Here is a 17,913-nt window from a genome sequence, read left to right as displayed (position 1 = left end):
GAGGGGGGAATTTATGGCTTATTTCAATCAACATCAATCAATGATATCAAAAAGGTATTTAACATTCTTTTCAAAATCAAAGAAAAAGAAACCGTTTAGTGCGGGACAACTTATTGGACTAATATTAGGTCCATTACTTTTCCTATTAACATTATTATTCTTTCATCCACAAGACTTACCTTGGAAAGGCGTCTATGTTTTAGCAATTACTTTATGGATTGCGACTTGGTGGATTACTGAAGCAATTCCTATTGCAGCAACGAGCTTATTACCAATTGTGTTATTACCATTAGGTCATATACTTACACCAGAACAAGTATCATCCGAATATGGCAATGATATTATCTTTTTGTTTTTAGGTGGATTTATTTTGGCAATTGCAATGGAAAGATGGAATTTACATACGAGAGTAGCGTTGACAATTATTAATTTAATTGGTGCAAGCACTTCAAAAATATTACTTGGATTCATGGTGGCAACAGGATTCTTATCTATGTTTGTATCGAACACTGCAGCTGTAATGATCATGATTCCGATTGGTTTAGCAATTATTAAGGAAGCACATGATTTACAAGAAGCCAATACAAATCAAACAAGTATTCAAAAGTTTGAAAAATCTCTAGTTTTAGCAATTGGCTATGCAGGTACGATTGGCGGATTAGGTACACTTATCGGAACGCCACCGCTAATTATTTTAAAAGGACAATACATGCAACATTTTGGACATGAAATTAGTTTTGCTAAATGGATGATTGTAGGGATTCCAACGGTCATTGTTTTGTTAGGTATTACTTGGCTCTATTTAAGATATGTTGCGTTTAGACATGATTTGAAATATTTACCTGGTGGTCAGACGTTAATTAAACAAAAGTTAGACGAGCTTGGCAAAATGAAGTATGAAGAAAAGGTAGTACAAACTATCTTTGTACTTGCCAGCTTATTATGGATTACAAGAGAGTTTCTTCTGAAAAAATGGGAAGTTACGTCATCCGTTGCAGATGGTACGATTGCTATTTTTATATCAATATTATTATTTGTTATTCCAGCTAAAAATACTGAAAAACATCGTCGTATCATTGACTGGGAAGTTGCAAAAGAGCTCCCGTGGGGTGTATTAATTTTATTTGGTGGCGGTTTAGCATTAGCGAAAGGTATATCAGAAAGTGGTTTAGCAAAATGGTTAGGCGAACAGTTGAAATCATTAAATGGTGTTAGTCCGATTCTTATTGTAATTGTCATAACGATCTTTGTCTTATTTTTAACTGAAGTGACATCTAATACCGCAACTGCAACGATGATTTTACCGATTTTAGCAACGTTGTCTGTTGCGGTTGGAGTGCATCCATTACTACTTATGGCACCTGCAGCTATGGCGGCTAACTGTGCATACATGTTACCAGTAGGGACACCACCGAATGCAATTATCTTTGGTTCAGGTAAAATATCTATCAAACAAATGGCATCAGTAGGATTCTGGGTAAACTTAATCAGTGCAATAATTATTATTTTAGTCGTGTATTATGTAATGCCTATAGTTTTAGGTATTGATATAAATCAACCACTGCCATTGAAATAGTAATTGCAGATTAGAACGAAAAATAAAAAGTTACATTAGCAATTGCTTGAACGAGTGGTAACGAAACGTATACCGCAGCATCGTGTAAAAACAATACAAACAAAAGAAAGTCAACCAAGGATGGATTCCTATTTTAATCCTTGGTTGACTCTTTATTTTATTTAAATTGTAGAACCTAGAAAATAAAGTTTAATTAAAAGCGCCAATCATTTCTACTTTGAAATCTAAGGTTTCTAAAATAGCAATGACTTTCTTTATATCGGTTGTAATTGCTGAATCAGCCTGAACGAAAAATCGATACATACCTAATTGTGTTTTTAAAGGACGAGACTCAATCCAGGATAAATTAATATTAAACAAAGCAAATGTATTAAGCACACTTGCTAACAACCCAGGTTTATCATGCATTGGTGTAATTAAAAACATCAATGATGTCGCATTTTGATCAAATTGCTGCTGATTTTTTATAACTAAAAAACGTGTCACGTTATGTGGATAGTCTTCAATATGTGTATCAATAGGTGTAAAACCATAAGCTTCGCCACTACCTAAAGGTGCAATTGCTGCAACGCCATTTTCAATTTTAGTCAAACTTTGAATTGTACTGTCGACATAATCATAGTCAAATTGATGTTGATGTATGTAATTTGTTGTTTGACTGATCGCTGGTGCAATAGAATACACTTTTTTAATATCAGAAATGGAATCTGTTCCATTACCATATAATGCAAAGTTAATATCTAAACGTATTTCACCGTGTGCAAAGACATCTTGCTGTGCAAGTGCATCTGCCACAATGTTGATTGTTCCTTCTATAGAATTTTCAATAGGGACAACACCAATCGATGTGTCATCATCTGCAACTGCCTTGATGACTTCAAATAAATTTGACTTTGGTTGAAAAGTTGCTTCATTTTCAGAAAAATACTGACGACAAGCCAAATATGAAAATGTACCTTTAGGGCCTAAATAATATAATTGCATATGCTACACCTCTACTAACTTAATGATGGAAAGGGCACTGGTTAGCATTTGATTCTTTCTTTTTATAGAAAAAGTTTGGATCTTTTACTGTATTGTCATATCCGTGATGATAATTTGACGTCAATGTTGGAGATAATGGCGGTGCTAGCCAAGACCATTTTCCGGTAACTTGACGACCTTGTTGTGCTTCATTACGTTCGAATAGTTCGAATTGCTTTGCAGCGGTCAAATGATCGACAATTGATACGCCTTCTTTTTTAAAGGAATGATACACAGCATAGTTCAATTCAACAAGTGCTCGATCTTTATTAAATGAATTATTTTTAAGTGTATCAAATTCAAACGCATCTGCAACTTTTTCTAGTAAATTGTAACGGTAATCATCAATAAAGTTACGTACGCCAATTTCAGTTACCATATACCAACCGTTAAAGGGTGCAGTTGGATATACAATGCCACCGATTTTTAAGTCCATATTGGAAATGATAGGGACTGCATACCATTTTAAGTTCAATTTTCTTAATTTTGGATAATGATTATGTTCAATAGGTACTTCTTTAATTAATGAAGTAGGATATTCGTAAAATTTAACTGACTCATTAGGTAATTGGTAAATCAGTGGTAACACGTCAAAATTAGTACCTTTTCCTTTCCAACCTAAGTGATTTGCTAAGCGTGTAACTTCTTTTTCAGCAGGATCACCACAATTGTCATAGCCAGCATAGCGAATTAATTGATTGTTGAAAATTTTAGGTCCATCCTTTGGAGCATATATAGTAATATACGGCTTTAATTTACCTTCATTTGTAGCCTGTGTAATATGATAAGTAATTGATGATAAGAACGATGCTTCGTCAGTAACATCTCTTGCATCAATGACATTTAACGAATCCCAAAATAAACGACCAATGCAACGATTTGAATTACGCCAAGCCATTTTAGCACCATAAATAAGTTCTTCTTCTGTATGTGTATATGTCCCAGTTTCTTTTATTTCTAGTTCAATGTCATGTAAACGTTTATTGATAATTTGCGTTTCATAATGACACTTTTTATACATGTTTTCTATGAAAGCTTGAGCCTCTTTAAATAACATTAACAACACCTCGCTTTATATTATAGTCTACATTATTAAAATACTCTTAAAAATTATGTATATGTCATTAAATTGTTGGTTGATTTTAATTAAAAGTATGGAAATTAAGGGGCTCTTATGTATATAAAAAAATGAATTATGATAAAATGTAAGAAAATATTTAGGTCGATTGGAGAGATACAGGTGTACCAATTAGAAGACGACAGTTTAATGTTACATAATGACTTATATCAAATTAATATGGCTGAAAGTTATTGGAATGATAATATTCATGAAAAAATGGCTGTATTTGATTTGTATTTTAGAAAAATGCCATTTAATAGTGGCTATGCTGTTTTTAATGGTTTAAAACGCGTCATTGATTTTATAGAACATTTTGGATTTTCAGAATCTGATTTGGAATATTTAAAGTCTATTGGCTACAAGGATGATTTCTTATCATATTTAAAAGATTTAAAATTCACAGGCAGCATCCGTTCGATGCAAGAAGGCGAATTATGCTTTGGTAACGAACCATTGTTACGCGTAGAAGCACCATTGATTCAAGCGCAATTAATAGAAACAATTTTATTAAACATTGTAAATTTCCATACACTAATTACAACAAAGGCTAGTAGAATTCGTCAAATTGCATCAAATGATAAATTAATGGAGTTTGGTACACGTCGTGCGCAAGAAATTGATGCAGCATTGTGGGGCGCTAGAGCTGCTTACATCGGGGGCTTTGATTCTACAAGTAATGTTAGGGCAGGTAAATTATTTGGTATACCTGTGTCTGGTACACATGCACACGCATTTGTCCAAACTTATGGAGACGAATATGTTGCCTTCAAAAAATATGCTGAAAGACATAAAAATTGTGTGTTCCTAGTAGATACATTCCATACTTTAAAATCTGGCGTGCCAAATGCAATAAAAGTTGCAAAAGAATTAGGTGACAAAATTAACTTTGTAGGTATTCGATTGGATTCTGGAGATATCGCTTATTTATCTAAAGAGGCAAGACGTATGCTTGATGAAGCAGGATTTACTGAAACTAAAATTATCGCGTCTAATGATTTGGATGAACAAACGATTACGAGTTTGAAAGCACAAGGTGCAAAAGTAGATTCTTGGGGCGTTGGTACAAAGCTAATTACAGGATACGATCAACCAGCATTAGGTGCAGTATATAAACTTGTAGCTATTGAAAATGAAGATGGTTCATATAGTGATCGTATTAAATTATCAAATAACGCTGAAAAGGTTACGACGCCAGGTAAGAAAAATGTATATCGCATTATAAACAAGAAAACAGGTAAAGCAGAAGGCGATTATATTACTTTGGAAAATGAAAATCCATACGATGAACAACCTTTAAAATTATTCCATCCAGTGCATACTTATAAAATGAAATTTATAAAATCTTTCGAAGCCATTGATTTGCATCATAATATTTATGAAAATGGTAAATTAGTATATCAAATGCCAACAGAAGATGAATCACGTGAATATTTAGCACAAGGATTACAATCTATTTGGGATGAAAATAAGCGTTTCCTTAATCCGCAAGAATATCCAGTCGATTTAAGCAAGGCATGTTGGGATAATAAACATAAACGTATTTTTGAAGTTGCGGAACACGTTAAGGAGATGGAAGAAGATAATGAGTAAATTACAAGACGTTATTGTACAAGAAATGAAAGTGAAAAAGCGTATCGATAGTGCTGAAGAAATTATGGAATTAAAGCAATTTATAAAAAATTATGTACAATCACATTCATTTATAAAATCTTTAGTGTTAGGTATTTCAGGAGGACAAGATTCTACATTAGTTGGAAAATTAGTACAAATGTCTGTTAACGAATTACGTGAAGAAGGCATTGATTGTACGTTTATTGCAGTTAAATTACCTTATGGAGTTCAAAAAGATGCTGATGAAGTTGAGCAAGCTTTGCGATTCATTGAACCAGACGAAATAGTTACTGTAAATATTAAACCTGCAGTTGATCAAAGTGTGCAATCATTAAAAGAAGCCGGTATTGTTCTTACAGATTTCCAAAAAGGAAATGAAAAAGCGCGTGAACGTATGAAAGTACAATTTTCAATTGCTTCAAACCGACAAGGTATTGTAGTAGGAACAGATCATTCAGCTGAAAATATAACTGGTTTTTATACGAAGTACGGTGATGGTGCTGCAGATATCGCACCTATATTTGGTTTGAATAAACGACAAGGTCGTCAATTATTAGCGTATCTTGGTGCGCCAAAGGAATTATATGAAAAAACGCCAACTGCTGATTTAGAAGATGATAAACCACAACTTCCAGATGAAGATGCATTAGGTGTAACTTATGAGGCGATTGATAATTATTTAGAAGGTAAGCCAGTTTCGCCAGAAGAACAAAAAGTAATTGAAAATCATTATATACGAAATGCACACAAACGTGAACTTGCATATACAAGATACACGTGGCCAAAATCCTAATTTAATTTTTTTCTAACGTGTGACTTAAATTAAATATGAGTTAGAGTTAATAACGTTAAACCACATTCAGCTAGGCTACTTCAGTATATAAATTGAAAGTGTATGAACAAAAGTAAGTATGTTCATTTAAGAATAAATTTTTATTTATGACAAATTCGCTATTTATTTATGAGAGTTTTCGTACTATATTATATTAATATGCATTCATTAAGGTTAGTTTGAAGCAGTTTGGTATTTAAAGTGTAATTGAAAGAGAGTGGGGCGCCTTATGTCATTCGTAACAGAAAATCCATGGTTAATGGTACTAACTATATTTATCATTAACGTTTGTTATGTAACGTTTTTAACGATGCGAACAATTTTAACGTTGAAAGGTTATCGTTATATTGCTGCATTAGTTAGTTTTTTAGAAGTATTAGTTTATATCGTTGGTTTAGGTTTGGTTATGTCTAATTTAGACCATATACAAAATATTATTGCCTACGCATTTGGTTTTTCAATAGGTATCATTGTTGGTATGAAAATAGAAGAAAAACTGGCATTAGGTTATACAGTTGTAAATGTAACTTCAGCAGAATATGAGTTAGATTTACCGAATGAACTTCGAAATTTAGGATATGGCGTTACGCACTATGCTGCGTTTGGTAGAGATGGTAGTCGTATGGTAATGCAAATTTTAACACCAAGAAAATATGAACGTAAATTGATGGATACGATAAAAAATTTAGATCCGAAAGCATTTATCATTGCGTATGAACCTCGAAACATACATGGTGGATTCTGGACTAAAGGCATTCGTCGTAGAAAGCTTAAAGATTATGAACCAGAAGAACTGGAAAGTGTAGTAGAACATGAAATTCAAAGTAAATGAGAATGAAACAATTGCTGATTGCTTGTCACGAATGAAAATGCAAGGGTATATGCCGGTAAAACGTATTGAAAAACCCGTGTTTCAAGAGCAAAAAGATGGCACGGTTGAAGTATCACATCAAGAAATCATTTTTGTAGGTAAGAAAATCCAATAACATAATCCAATTTAAATAAAGACTATTTGAAGAGGAAAGGCTATTCAAAGTTTGAGTAATTTTACTTTGAATAGCCTAAGTGTTTATACATGCAAGATGCTCAATCCATATTGTATTAAAAACCCCCAGCAAGCTATATAAAGCGTATGCTGGGGGTTCTTAATATTTTAAAATTATTGTTAGATTATATATATCATCGCTTTTTCTAAAACAATCTCATCGCATGAAATTTTTTCTTCCTAGAGACCTTTAATAAGATTAATAGTTTACTTAATCATATCTAGATAGTCTTATGACTTATGCTTAATGAAAGTCATTCTAGGAGAAGTTCCCAAAGCTTCTGTGTTCATAATTGTTAGTAGTATTTTATTATCATTTGGTATAAATATTTCAATAACAATTGAGCTATTATTTTTATTATATAATGTGAGTTGTTTGTGTTCTGTATTTATATATTTGCAAATGTAATCAGAATCGTCTGAGGTACTGAGAATAAATTTTAAAGGGCTATCATTTAAATCTTGAGGGTGCCATTCTCCCTCAATAATATTAAGGTAATACTTAGCCTCTGAATTACATTTGAATTTATCAATACTAAATAATTCAAATTGTTCCATAATATTATTTACCTTTCTAAAATACAAATTTTAATAACCATAAATAGATGAATACCATCGATAATGGTCGCCATTGGATACTGGAATAACATTGTTTTTAGCATCTTGAGTCATAAAACCATTATCCCATGGATTCCATATAATTATAACCTCTTGTCCATTATCTAATTTAGCGTTCCCAACAACTGCCATGGCATGCCCTGCGTGCATACCATTTCTTGATTCTACTCTACTACCTAAAACAGCAATTCCTTTATTATTTTTAGTAAGATTGTCAACTTCATTATATGTAGTCATTCTATTAAGAAGTTGTGGACTTCTTCCCTGAGTTTGTCCAAAATAAATCATCTCTCTTGGCGTTAAACCAGTAAATTGGAATCGTTGTCCTTGTAAGTTTGGGTGTAAAAATCTCATCACAGCTTCTGCATGATATTTGTTAGTATTATAAGTCGCATTTAGTAATGCAGACATCGTATAGCCTGCACACCAACCATTGTTACCTTGAGTTTCTCTTATCCTGAAATTCTCAAGTTTATTTACATATTGCTCGTTGTAAGTATAATTATTACTTTTAAATTGACTAGTTGGCATAGTGACAGAAGCTTTTTGCTTTAGTTGCGTTACATTATTGCCAGTAGGTATACTCTCGGTCTTTTTTAACTTTTTATCTTCTAGACGTGGTGTTTTTAGTACGAGTTTAGCTTTATGATTTTGAGTAACCACATAGTAACCTTTTGAGTTTGTCAAAATAGTAATTTGTTGATCTTTATATTGATTTAAGACTTTAGATAAAAATGGAGAAACATTGATTGTGTATTTAGAAGATGAACTAGAATACTTAGTGACTTTTGGTGAAATTGTAACTATATAATCGATATTACCTTCAGTGTTCAAAACTGGAAAATAATAATTACCATCACTCTTTTTGTTGAATTTATAAATTTTAAAAGGTTCACCAAGTGTATACGAGGCTTTCTCTTTATTATAGATTTTATCAAGTGAAGTAACATAAGAAAGATAGTCTTTTTGCGCTAAATTACGTACGTCAGTGGGAACACTTTTGTCCTCGACATTAACTTGCACATGCTTCTTATCTTTTGCTTTGATATTTGAATTGCTCTCAGCGTTTGCAATAGGGGTAACACTTAAAGAAAGTATTAAACTTAAAGCTATTAATTTTGGAAAGTTTCTTTTCATATAAAAACTCCTTTCTTTTATTATAAAATAATTATATTAAATTTAGTTAAGAGTTTCAATATAAAATTTTAATCTATGTTTAAAAAATATTTAATTTTTACACATTATCAGTTTATGTAATAATTTAGTAGCTTATTTACTAAATTGCAAACATCTCATTCAATAATTAATATGATCGAAAGCTTCATCAAAATATATTAGTTGATTTCGAAAGAAGCGTAGTCAATTTATGTCTTGCTATAAAAATTTACTATTAAGAAAATCTCTGCGTATTTTTCTATAAACAGTTTCGTATTTATACGATTCTGGAGTTCGATATTAATGGCTTATATTTAAAATGCTACACCTATGCAATAGAACATATATTCTTTTTGTGAGTAGAAAATTTGTTATATTAGAAGTGAATAATTTTAAAACAAATTATGAAATGTAAGAAGAAATATTATGAAACTAGGTAAAGTAGATTGTTGAAAATTCCATACAATAGGAGAAGTAAAGTGAATATTATCTGGTATTACTAAAGCTTTTGATTGTCCTAATTGTAATAAAAAGTTGGATAGTGTAGGTGAGGGGAGAAAAACTAAAATGCAATAATATATTCTTAATGGATCATTATAAATGCCAATTAGATTAAAGTGTTGCGAACATTTACAATTAGAAATCAGTATTAATCTGCCATAGATAATTGTATTAATGTAAAAAATAAAATAGAATGAGAATATACGGAAATTTTTTATACATTTATAACCAATTCTGTTAAACTGTGAAGAGTAGAGTTAAAAACGAACTTTTTATTTATTTTCATTAAAAATGTTCTGTTTTTTAAAATTCGAGTATACATACGATAGGAGTTAAAAAAATGATTGAACGCTATTCTAGAGAAGAAATGTCTAATATTTGGACTGATCAAAATCGCTATGAAGCATGGTTAGAAGTGGAAATTTTAGCATGTGAGGCATGGAGTGAATTAGGACATATACCGAAAGCTGACGTACAAAAAATTCGTCAAAACGCAAAGGTAAATGTCGAACGTGCACAAGAAATTGAACAAGAAACACGCCATGATGTTGTAGCCTTTACTAGACAAGTTTCTGAAACGCTAGGTGAAGAACGTAAGTGGGTACATTATGGTTTAACTTCTACTGATGTTGTAGATACAGCTTTAAGTTTCGTTATTAAACAAGCAAATGACATTATTGAAAAAGATTTAGAAAGATTTATCGACGTTTTAGCTGAAAAAGCAAAAAATTATAAATATACATTGATGATGGGACGTACACATGGAGTGCATGCAGAACCAACTACATTTGGTGTCAAAATGGCATTGTGGTACACGGAAATGCAACGTAACTTACAACGTTTCAAACAAGTAAGAGAAGAAATTGAAGTAGGGAAAATGAGTGGTGCAGTAGGTACTTTTGCTAACATTCCTCCTGAAATAGAAAGTTATGTGTGTAAACATTTAGGTATTGGCACAGCGCCTGTATCAACGCAAACATTGCAACGCGATCGACATGCATACTATATTGCGACATTAGCATTAATCGCGACGTCACTAGAAAAATTTGCCGTTGAAATTCGTAACCTTCAAAAAACCGAAACAAGAGAAGTTGAAGAAGCATTTGCAAAGGGTCAAAAAGGTTCATCTGCAATGCCTCATAAACGAAATCCAATTGGTTCTGAAAATATCACAGGTATTTCAAGAGTAATTCGTGGTTATATTACTACAGCTTATGAGAATGTGCCATTATGGCATGAAAGAGATATTTCTCATTCTTCAGCTGAGCGTATTATGTTACCAGATGTTACAATAGCACTAGATTATGCATTGAATCGTTTCACGAATATTGTGGACCGTTTAACTGTATTTGAAGATAATATGCGTAATAACATAGATAAAACATTTGGTCTGATTTTCTCACAACGTGTCTTATTAGCATTAATTAATAAAGGTATGGTTCGTGAAGAAGCATACGACAAAGTACAACCAAAAGCGATGACATCTTGGGAAACGAAAACACCTTTCCGTGAATTAATCGAACAAGATGAGTCTATTACAAGTGTTTTAACAAAAGAAGAATTGGATGAATGTTTCGATCCTAAACATCATTTGAATCAAGTTGATACTATTTTCGAACGCGCTGGATTAGCATAAAATTAAATAAAGTAACGATTCAGATTTAATAAAATATAAATCGCTACACTTTAATAGGTTAATGCGTTAAAATGACATAAAGAATAAAATTATAGGGGTTGTTTCGATATGCAAATTGAAAAATTACGAGGTGCAGCGTTAGATGAATTGTTTGATGCAATACTAACGTTAGAAAATAGAGAAGAATGTTACCAATTTTTCGATGATTTGTGTACTGTAAATGAAATTCAATCACTGTCTCAAAGATTACAAGTTGCTAAAATGATTAAGCAAGGTTATACCTATGCAACGATTGAACAAGAATCTGGAGCATCGACTGCAACGATTTCTAGAGTGAAGCGTTCATTACAATGGGGTAATGATGCTTATACAATGATTTTAGATCGTATGAATATTGAAACAAATGAATAATAAATGAACGATAAACAATGGTTATCTATCTGCACTAATAAGGTAGATAATCATTGTTTTTTCACGAAAAAATTTACAGAGTAAAAGAACTTAAATTTCATATTAAGTCTTTAGAACTCGACACTTAAAAATGCTATAATCATATGTATGTTAAAAAAGGAGTTTCGGAAAATGTATGACATTAAAAAATGGCGCCATATTTTTAAATTAGACCCAGCTAAACATATTTCAGATGATGATTTAGATGCGATTTGTATGTCTCAAACAGATGCAATTATGATTGGTGGAACTGATGACGTTACTGAAGATAATGTCATTCATTTAATGAGCAGAGTAAGAAGATACCCATTGCCTTTAGTACTTGAAATATCAAACATCGAAAGTGTAATGCCTGGTTTTGATTTTTATTTTGTACCTACAGTACTGAACAGTACAGATGTTGCATTTCACAATGGTACATTATTAGAAGCGCTTAAAACATATGGACATAGTATAGATTTTGAAGAAGTAATATTTGAAGGGTATGTCGTGTGCAATGCTGATAGCAAAGTGGCAAAACATACCAAAGCAAATACAGATTTAACAACAGAAGATTTAGAAGCATATGCCCAAATGGTCAATCATATGTATCGATTACCGGTTATGTATATAGAGTATAGTGGCATTTATGGCGACGTATCAAAGGTTCAAGCTGTCTCAGAACATCTAACAGAAACGCAACTATTTTATGGTGGCGGTATTTCCTCAGAACAACAAGCGACAGAGATGGCAGCTATTGCAGATACAATTATCGTCGGTGATATTATTTATAAAGATATTAAAAAAGCTTTAAAAACAGTAAAAATAAAGGAGTCTAGTAAATGAATGCGTTATTAAATCATATGAATACAGAGCAAAGTGAAGCTGTAAAGACAACAGAAGGACCATTGTTAATTATGGCAGGTGCTGGTTCAGGGAAGACACGTGTTTTAACACATAGAATTGCTTATTTATTAGACGAAAAAGATGTCTCACCATACAATGTTTTGGCTATTACTTTTACAAATAAAGCTGCAAGAGAAATGAAAGAACGTGTTCAAAAATTAGTAGGTGATCAAGCAGAAGTTATTTGGATGTCAACATTCCACTCAATGTGTGTTCGTATTTTACGTCGTGATGCAGATCGAATTGGTATAGAACGCAATTTTACGATAATTGATCCTACAGACCAAAAATCTGTTATTAAAGATGTCTTAAAAAATGAAAATATTGATAGTAAAAAGTTTGAACCACGTATGTTTATCGGTGCGATCAGTAATTTGAAAAATGAACTTAAAACACCTGCAGATGCTCAAAAAGAAGCCACAGATTATCACTCGCAAATGGTAGCAACGGTTTATAGTGGATATCAACGCCAATTGTCACGTAATGAAGCGTTAGATTTTGATGACCTTATTATGACAACGATTAACTTATTTGAGCGTGTACCAGAAGTTCTAGAATATTATCAGAACAAATTCCAATATATTCATGTAGATGAGTATCAAGATACCAATAAAGCACAATACACATTAGTTAAATTATTAGCAAGTAAGTTTAAAAACTTATGTGTTGTAGGTGACTCAGATCAGTCAATTTATGGTTGGCGTGGTGCTGATATTCAAAATATCTTATCATTTGAAAAAGACTACCCAGAAGCGAATACAATCTTTTTAGAGCAAAATTATCGTTCGACGAAAACGATTTTAAATGCGGCTAACGAAGTGATTAAAAATAATTCTGAACGTAAGCCAAAAGGACTGTGGACTGCAAATACGAATGGTGAGAAAATTCATTACTATGAAGCAATGACAGAACGTGATGAAGCGGAATTTGTAATACGAGAAATTATGAAGCATCAACGTAATGGTAAGAAATATCAAGATATGGCAATTTTATATAGAACAAATGCACAATCACGTGTACTTGAGGAAACATTCATGAAATCTAATATGCCATACACAATGGTTGGTGGACAAAAGTTCTATGACCGTAAAGAAATCAAAGATTTATTAAGTTATTTGCGTATAATTGCCAATAGTAATGATGACATTAGTTTGCAACGTATTATTAATGTTCCAAAAAGAGGTGTAGGTCCTTCATCTGTTGAAAAAGTTCAAAATTATGCACTTCAAAACAATATCAGTATGTTTGATGCACTTGGAGAAGCTGATTTTATCGGATTGTCAAAAAAGGTGACACAAGAGTGTCTTAATTTTTACGAGTTGATCCAAAGCTTGATAAAAGAACAAGAATTTTTAGAAATTCATGAAATAGTTGATGAAGTATTACAAAAGTCTGGCTACCGAGAAATGCTTGAACGTGAAAATACACTAGAATCTCGAAGTAGATTAGAAAACATCGATGAATTTATGTCAGTACCAAAAGATTATGAGGAAAATACCCCATTAGAAGAACAGTCATTAATTAACTTTTTAACGGATTTATCGTTAGTAGCTGATATTGATGAGGCAGATACTGAAAATGGCGTAACACTAATGACGATGCACTCGGCTAAGGGCCTTGAATTTCCAATCGTCTTTATAATGGGGATGGAAGAATCTTTATTCCCACATATTAGAGCGATTAAGAGTGAAGATGATCATGAAATGCAAGAAGAACGTCGTATTTGTTATGTAGCAATCACAAGGGCTGAAGAGGTGTTATATATCACTCATGCGACATCAAGAATGTTATTTGGTCGCCCTCAGTCAAATATGCCATCTAGATTTTTAAAGGAAATTCCAGAATCACTATTAGAAAATCATTCAAGTGGCAAACGACAAACGATACAACCTAAGGCAAAACCTTTTGCTAAACGTGGATTTAGTCAACGAACAACGTCAACGAAAAAACAAGTATCGTCATCTGATTGGAATGTAGGTGACAAAGTGATGCATAAAGCCTGGGGAGAAGGCATGGTGAGTAATGTAAACGAGAAAAATGGCTCAATCGAACTAGATATTATCTTTAAATCACAAGGGCCAAAACGTTTGTTAGCGCAATTTGCACCAATTGAAAAAAAGGAGGATTAAGGGATGGCTGATTTATCGTCTCGTGTGAACGAGTTACATGATTTATTAAATCAATACAGTTATGAATACTATGTAGAGGATAATCCATCTGTACCAGATAGTGAATATGACAAATTACTTCATGAACTGATTAAAATAGAAGAGGAGCATCCTGAGTATAAGACTGTAGATTCTCCAACAGTTAGAGTTGGCGGTGAAGCCCAAGCCTCTTTCAATAAAGTCAACCATGACACGCCAATGTTAAGTTTAGGGAATGCATTTAATGAGGATGATTTGAGAAAATTCGACCAACGCATACGTGAACAAATTGGCAACGTTGAATATATGTGCGAATTAAAAATTGATGGCTTAGCAGTATCATTGAAATATGTTGATGGATACTTCGTTCAAGGTTTAACACGTGGTGATGGAACAACAGGTGAAGATATTACCGAAAATTTAAAAACAATTCATGCGATACCTTTGAAAATGAAAGAACCATTAAATGTAGAAGTTCGTGGTGAAGCATATATGCCGAGACGTTCATTTTTACGATTAAATGAAGAAAAAGAAAAAAATGATGAGCAGTTATTTGCAAATCCAAGAAACGCTGCTGCGGGATCATTAAGACAGTTAGATTCTAAATTAACGGCAAAACGAAAGCTAAGCGTATTTATATATAGTGTCAATGATTTCACTGATTTCAATGCACGTTCGCAAAGTGAAGCATTAGATGAGTTAGATAAATTAGGTTTTACAACGAATAAAAATAGAGCGCGTGTAAATAATATCGATGGTGTTTTAGAGTATATTGAAAAATGGACAAGCCAAAGAGAGTCATTACCTTATGATATTGATGGGATTGTTATTAAGGTTAATGATTTAGATCAACAGGATGAGATGGGATTCACACAAAAATCTCCTAGATGGGCCATTGCTTATAAATTTCCAGCTGAGGAAGTAGTAACTAAATTATTAGATATTGAATTAAGTATTGGACGTACAGGTGTAGTCACACCTACTGCTATTTTAGAACCAGTAAAAGTAGCTGGTACAACTGTATCAAGAGCATCTTTGCACAATGAAGATTTAATTCATGACAGAGATATTCGAATTGGTGATAGTGTTGTAGTGAAAAAAGCAGGTGACATCATACCTGAAGTTGTACGTAGTATTCCAGAACGTAGACCTGAAGATGCTGTCACATATCATATGCCAACCCATTGTCCAAGTTGCGGACATGAATTAGTACGTATTGAAGGCGAAGTAGCACTTCGTTGCATTAATCCAAAATGCCAAGCACAACTTGTTGAAGGATTGATTCACTTTGTATCAAGACAAGCCATGAATATTGATGGACTAGGCACTAAAATTATTCAACAGCTTTATCAAAGCGAATTAATTAAAGATGTTGCTGATATTTTCTATTTAACAGAAGAAGATTTATTACCTTTAGATAGAATGGGGCAGAAAAAAGTTGATAATTTATTAGCTGCCATTCAACAAGCTAAGGACAATTCTTTAGAAAATTTATTATTTGGTCTAGGTATTAGGCATTTAGGTGTTAAAGCGAGCCAAGTGTTAGCAGAAAAATATGAAACGATAGATCGATTACTAACGGTAACTGAAGCGGAATTAGTAGAAATTCATGATATAGGCGATAAAGTAGCACAATCTGTAGTTACTTACTTAGAAAATGAAGATATTCGTGCTTTAATTCAAAAATTAAAAGATAAACATGTTAATATGATTTATAAAGGTATCAAAACATCAGATATTGAAGGACATCCTGAATTTAGTGGCAAAACGATAGTACTAACTGGTAAGCTACATCAAATGACACGCAATGAAGCATCTAAATGGCTTGCATCACAAGGTGCTAAAGTTACAAGTAGCGTTACTAAAAATACAGATGTCGTTATTGCTGGTGAAGATGCAGGTTCAAAATTAACAAAAGCACAAAGTTTAGGTATTGAAATTTGGACAGAGCAACAATTTGTAGATAAGCAAAATGAATTAAATAGTTAGAGGGGTATGTCGATGAAGCGTACATTAGTATTATTGATTACAGCTATCTTTATACTCGCTGCTTGTGGTAACCATAAGGATGACCAGGCTGGAAAAGATAATCAAAAACATAACAATAGTTCAAATCAAGTAAAAGAAATTGCTACGGATAAAAATGTACAAGGTGATAACTATCGTACATTGTTACCATTTAAAGAAAGCCAGGCAAGAGGACTTTTACAAGATAACATGGCAAATAGTTATAATGGCGGCGACTTTGAAGATGGTTTGTTGAACTTAAGTAAAGAAGTGTTTCCAACAGACAAATATTTGTATCAAGATGGTCAATTTTTGGATAAGAAAACAATTAATGCCTATTTAAATCCTAAGTATACAAAACGTGAAATCGATAAAATGTCTGAAAAAGATAAAAAAGACAAGAAAGCGAATGAAAATTTAGGACTTAATCCATCACACGAAGGTGAAACAGATCCTGAAAAGATTGCAGAAAAGTCACCAGCCTATTTATCTAACATTTTAGAGCAAGATTTTTATGGTGGTGGAGATACAAAAGGTAAGAATATTAAAGGTATGACGATTGGTTTAGCTATGAATAGTGTCTATTACTATAAAAAAGAAAAAGATGGACCGACTTTTAGTAAAAAACTAGATGATAGCGAAGTTAAAAAGCAAGGTAAACAAATGGCTAGTGAGATATTATCAAGGTTACGTGAAAATGATGATTTAAAAGATATACCAATTCATTTTGCAATTTATAAGCAATCAAGTGAAGATTCAATCACACCAGGTGAATTTATCACTCAAGCGACTGCAGAAAAGAGTCAAACAAAGCTTAATGAATGGCATAATATCAATGAAAAATCAGCTTTATTACCTTCTTCAACAGCAGCAGATTATGATGAAAATTTAAATAATAATTTCAAGCAATTTAACGATAATTTGCAATCATATTTTTCTAATTTCACACAAGCAGTAGGGAAAGTTAAATTTATTGATAAAAAGCCACAACGATTAGTAGTAGATTTACCAATCGATTACTATGGACAAGCTGAAACAATTGGTATTACACAGTACGTTACTGAACAAGCGAATAAATATTTCGATAAAATCGATAACTATGAAATTCGTATTAAAGATGGTAACCAACCACGTGCTTTAATTAGTAAGACAAAAGATGACAAAGAACCGCAAGTTCATATTTACAGTAATTAATTGTAAATTAAAGATAATAAAAAGGTACCAATGTTAGTCAGAATTTTGATTAACATTAGTACCTTTTTAATTTGTTAAAGTTTTAAATGTGGTTAAATGATAAAATCGATGAG

The 17,913-nt window shown here is 32.4% G+C and carries 16 protein-coding genes; 11 read left to right on the top strand and 5 right to left on the bottom strand.

Features of this window, described 5'->3' with window-relative positions; all coding sequences use genetic code 11:
- Positions 1 to 13 precede the first annotated feature (13 nt).
- On the top strand, positions 14 to 1,576 hold the full coding sequence (locus IDG45_RS04890; RefSeq protein ID WP_000323164.1) for an SLC13 family permease: 1,563 nt from the start codon (positions 14 to 16) through the stop codon (positions 1,574 to 1,576).
- A gap of 10 nt (positions 1,577 to 1,586) precedes the next feature.
- Here the strand turns inward: IDG45_RS04890 and IDG45_RS04885 are convergent, their stop codons facing one another.
- From IDG45_RS04885 to IDG45_RS04875, 3 genes are all read right to left on the bottom strand, one after another.
- Positions 1,587 to 1,694 (bottom strand): hypothetical protein, encoded by a 108-nt coding sequence (locus IDG45_RS04885; RefSeq protein ID WP_001802312.1) that lies wholly within the window; start codon positions 1,692 to 1,694, stop codon positions 1,587 to 1,589.
- Positions 1,695 to 1,765: 71 nt separating this feature from the next.
- Positions 1,766 to 2,560, bottom strand: coding sequence for a prephenate dehydratase (locus IDG45_RS04880; RefSeq protein WP_001177828.1), 795 nt, complete (start codon positions 2,558 to 2,560; stop codon positions 1,766 to 1,768).
- Positions 2,561 to 2,579: 19 nt separating this feature from the next.
- On the bottom strand, positions 2,580 to 3,656 hold the full coding sequence (locus IDG45_RS04875) for a nitric oxide synthase oxygenase (RefSeq protein ID WP_000897647.1): 1,077 nt from the start codon (positions 3,654 to 3,656) through the stop codon (positions 2,580 to 2,582).
- 183 nt (positions 3,657 to 3,839) lie between these two features.
- On the opposite strand from IDG45_RS04875, the gene IDG45_RS04870 reads away from it, so the two are divergent.
- From IDG45_RS04870 to IDG45_RS04855, 4 genes are all read left to right on the top strand, one after another.
- Positions 3,840 to 5,309 carry a nicotinate phosphoribosyltransferase gene (locus IDG45_RS04870; protein ID WP_206171564.1) on the top strand — a complete coding sequence of 490 codons (1,470 nt, stop codon included), beginning with the start codon at positions 3,840 to 3,842 and terminating at the stop codon, positions 5,307 to 5,309.
- Positions 5,302 to 6,123 carry an NAD(+) synthase gene (gene nadE / locus IDG45_RS04865; RefSeq protein WP_000040872.1) on the top strand — a complete coding sequence of 274 codons (822 nt, stop codon included), beginning with the start codon at positions 5,302 to 5,304 and terminating at the stop codon, positions 6,121 to 6,123. Before IDG45_RS04870 ends, nadE begins: the two co-directional genes overlap by 8 nt.
- 268 nt (positions 6,124 to 6,391) lie before the next feature.
- Positions 6,392 to 6,994, top strand: coding sequence for a DUF2179 domain-containing protein (locus tag IDG45_RS04860; RefSeq protein WP_000011539.1), 603 nt, complete (start codon positions 6,392 to 6,394; stop codon positions 6,992 to 6,994).
- Positions 6,975 to 7,148: an NETI motif-containing protein gene (locus tag IDG45_RS04855; RefSeq protein WP_000669861.1), complete on the top strand. Its 174-nt coding sequence runs from the start codon at positions 6,975 to 6,977 to the stop codon at positions 7,146 to 7,148. Before IDG45_RS04860 ends, IDG45_RS04855 begins: the two co-directional genes overlap by 20 nt.
- A gap of 290 nt (positions 7,149 to 7,438) precedes the next feature.
- Here the strand turns inward: IDG45_RS04855 and IDG45_RS04850 are convergent, their stop codons facing one another.
- A complete protein-coding gene (locus IDG45_RS04850; protein ID WP_000434533.1) occupies positions 7,439 to 7,765 on the bottom strand; it encodes a staphostatin A in 327 nt (108 codons plus the stop codon).
- Between the two features lie 30 nt (positions 7,766 to 7,795).
- Positions 7,796 to 8,962, bottom strand: a complete 1,167-nt coding sequence (gene scpA / locus IDG45_RS04845; protein ID WP_000827765.1) for a cysteine protease staphopain A — start codon at positions 8,960 to 8,962, stop codon at positions 7,796 to 7,798.
- Between the two features lie 859 nt (positions 8,963 to 9,821).
- Here scpA and purB point away from each other — a divergent pair.
- From purB to IDG45_RS04815, 6 genes are all read left to right on the top strand, one after another.
- On the top strand, positions 9,822 to 11,117 hold the full coding sequence (gene purB, locus IDG45_RS04840) for an adenylosuccinate lyase (RefSeq protein ID WP_000572880.1): 1,296 nt from the start codon (positions 9,822 to 9,824) through the stop codon (positions 11,115 to 11,117).
- 108 nt (positions 11,118 to 11,225) lie between these two features.
- Positions 11,226 to 11,528 carry a YerC/YecD family TrpR-related protein gene (locus IDG45_RS04835; RefSeq protein ID WP_001165363.1) on the top strand — a complete coding sequence of 101 codons (303 nt, stop codon included), beginning with the start codon at positions 11,226 to 11,228 and terminating at the stop codon, positions 11,526 to 11,528.
- A gap of 171 nt (positions 11,529 to 11,699) precedes the next feature.
- On the top strand, positions 11,700 to 12,392 hold the full coding sequence (gene pcrB, locus IDG45_RS04830) for a heptaprenylglyceryl phosphate synthase (protein WP_000272064.1): 693 nt from the start codon (positions 11,700 to 11,702) through the stop codon (positions 12,390 to 12,392).
- Positions 12,389 to 14,581, top strand: a complete 2,193-nt coding sequence (gene pcrA / locus IDG45_RS04825; protein WP_000992924.1) for a DNA helicase PcrA — start codon at positions 12,389 to 12,391, stop codon at positions 14,579 to 14,581. The genes pcrB and pcrA overlap by 4 nt, the downstream gene beginning before the upstream one ends.
- 3 nt (positions 14,582 to 14,584) lie before the next feature.
- Entirely contained in the window at positions 14,585 to 16,588 is a 2,004-nt protein-coding gene (gene ligA / locus IDG45_RS04820) for an NAD-dependent DNA ligase LigA (protein WP_000774565.1), read from the top strand.
- A 12-nt stretch (positions 16,589 to 16,600) separates the two neighbouring features.
- The gene (locus IDG45_RS04815; RefSeq protein ID WP_000831693.1) at positions 16,601 to 17,800 is read left to right on the top strand and encodes a CamS family sex pheromone protein; all 1,200 of its coding nucleotides are present in this window, start codon (positions 16,601 to 16,603) and stop codon (positions 17,798 to 17,800) included.
- Positions 17,801 to 17,913: the final 113 nt, after the last annotated feature.

It is taken from the genome of Staphylococcus sp. EG-SA-10 (assembly GCF_017151945.1).
GTDB classification, from domain to species: Bacteria; Bacillota; Bacilli; order Staphylococcales; family Staphylococcaceae; genus Staphylococcus; species Staphylococcus aureus.
Note: the sequence above shows the minus strand (reverse complement) of the source record. Positions and strands in the feature narration are given on the sequence as shown.

Coding starts and splice junctions, on each gene's coding strand:
- IDG45_RS04890 (WP_000323164.1), top strand. CDS start 14: ATGGCTTATTTCAATCAACATCAATCAATGATATCAAAAAGGTATTTA.
- IDG45_RS04880 (WP_001177828.1), bottom strand. CDS start 2,560: ATGCAATTATATTATTTAGGCCCTAAAGGTACATTTTCATATTTGGCT.
- IDG45_RS04875 (WP_000897647.1), bottom strand. CDS start 3,656: ATGTTATTTAAAGAGGCTCAAGCTTTCATAGAAAACATGTATAAAAAG.
- nadE (WP_000040872.1), top strand. CDS start 5,302: ATGAGTAAATTACAAGACGTTATTGTACAAGAAATGAAAGTGAAAAAG.
- IDG45_RS04860 (WP_000011539.1), top strand. CDS start 6,392: ATGTCATTCGTAACAGAAAATCCATGGTTAATGGTACTAACTATATTT.
- IDG45_RS04855 (WP_000669861.1), top strand. CDS start 6,975: ATGAAATTCAAAGTAAATGAGAATGAAACAATTGCTGATTGCTTGTCA.
- IDG45_RS04850 (WP_000434533.1), bottom strand. CDS start 7,765: ATGGAACAATTTGAATTATTTAGTATTGATAAATTCAAATGTAATTCA.
- scpA (WP_000827765.1), bottom strand. CDS start 8,962: ATGAAAAGAAACTTTCCAAAATTAATAGCTTTAAGTTTAATACTTTCT.
- purB (WP_000572880.1), top strand. CDS start 9,822: ATGATTGAACGCTATTCTAGAGAAGAAATGTCTAATATTTGGACTGAT.
- IDG45_RS04835 (WP_001165363.1), top strand. CDS start 11,226: ATGCAAATTGAAAAATTACGAGGTGCAGCGTTAGATGAATTGTTTGAT.
- pcrB (WP_000272064.1), top strand. CDS start 11,700: ATGTATGACATTAAAAAATGGCGCCATATTTTTAAATTAGACCCAGCT.
- pcrA (WP_000992924.1), top strand. CDS start 12,389: ATGAATGCGTTATTAAATCATATGAATACAGAGCAAAGTGAAGCTGTA.
- ligA (WP_000774565.1), top strand. CDS start 14,585: ATGGCTGATTTATCGTCTCGTGTGAACGAGTTACATGATTTATTAAAT.
- IDG45_RS04815 (WP_000831693.1), top strand. CDS start 16,601: ATGAAGCGTACATTAGTATTATTGATTACAGCTATCTTTATACTCGCT.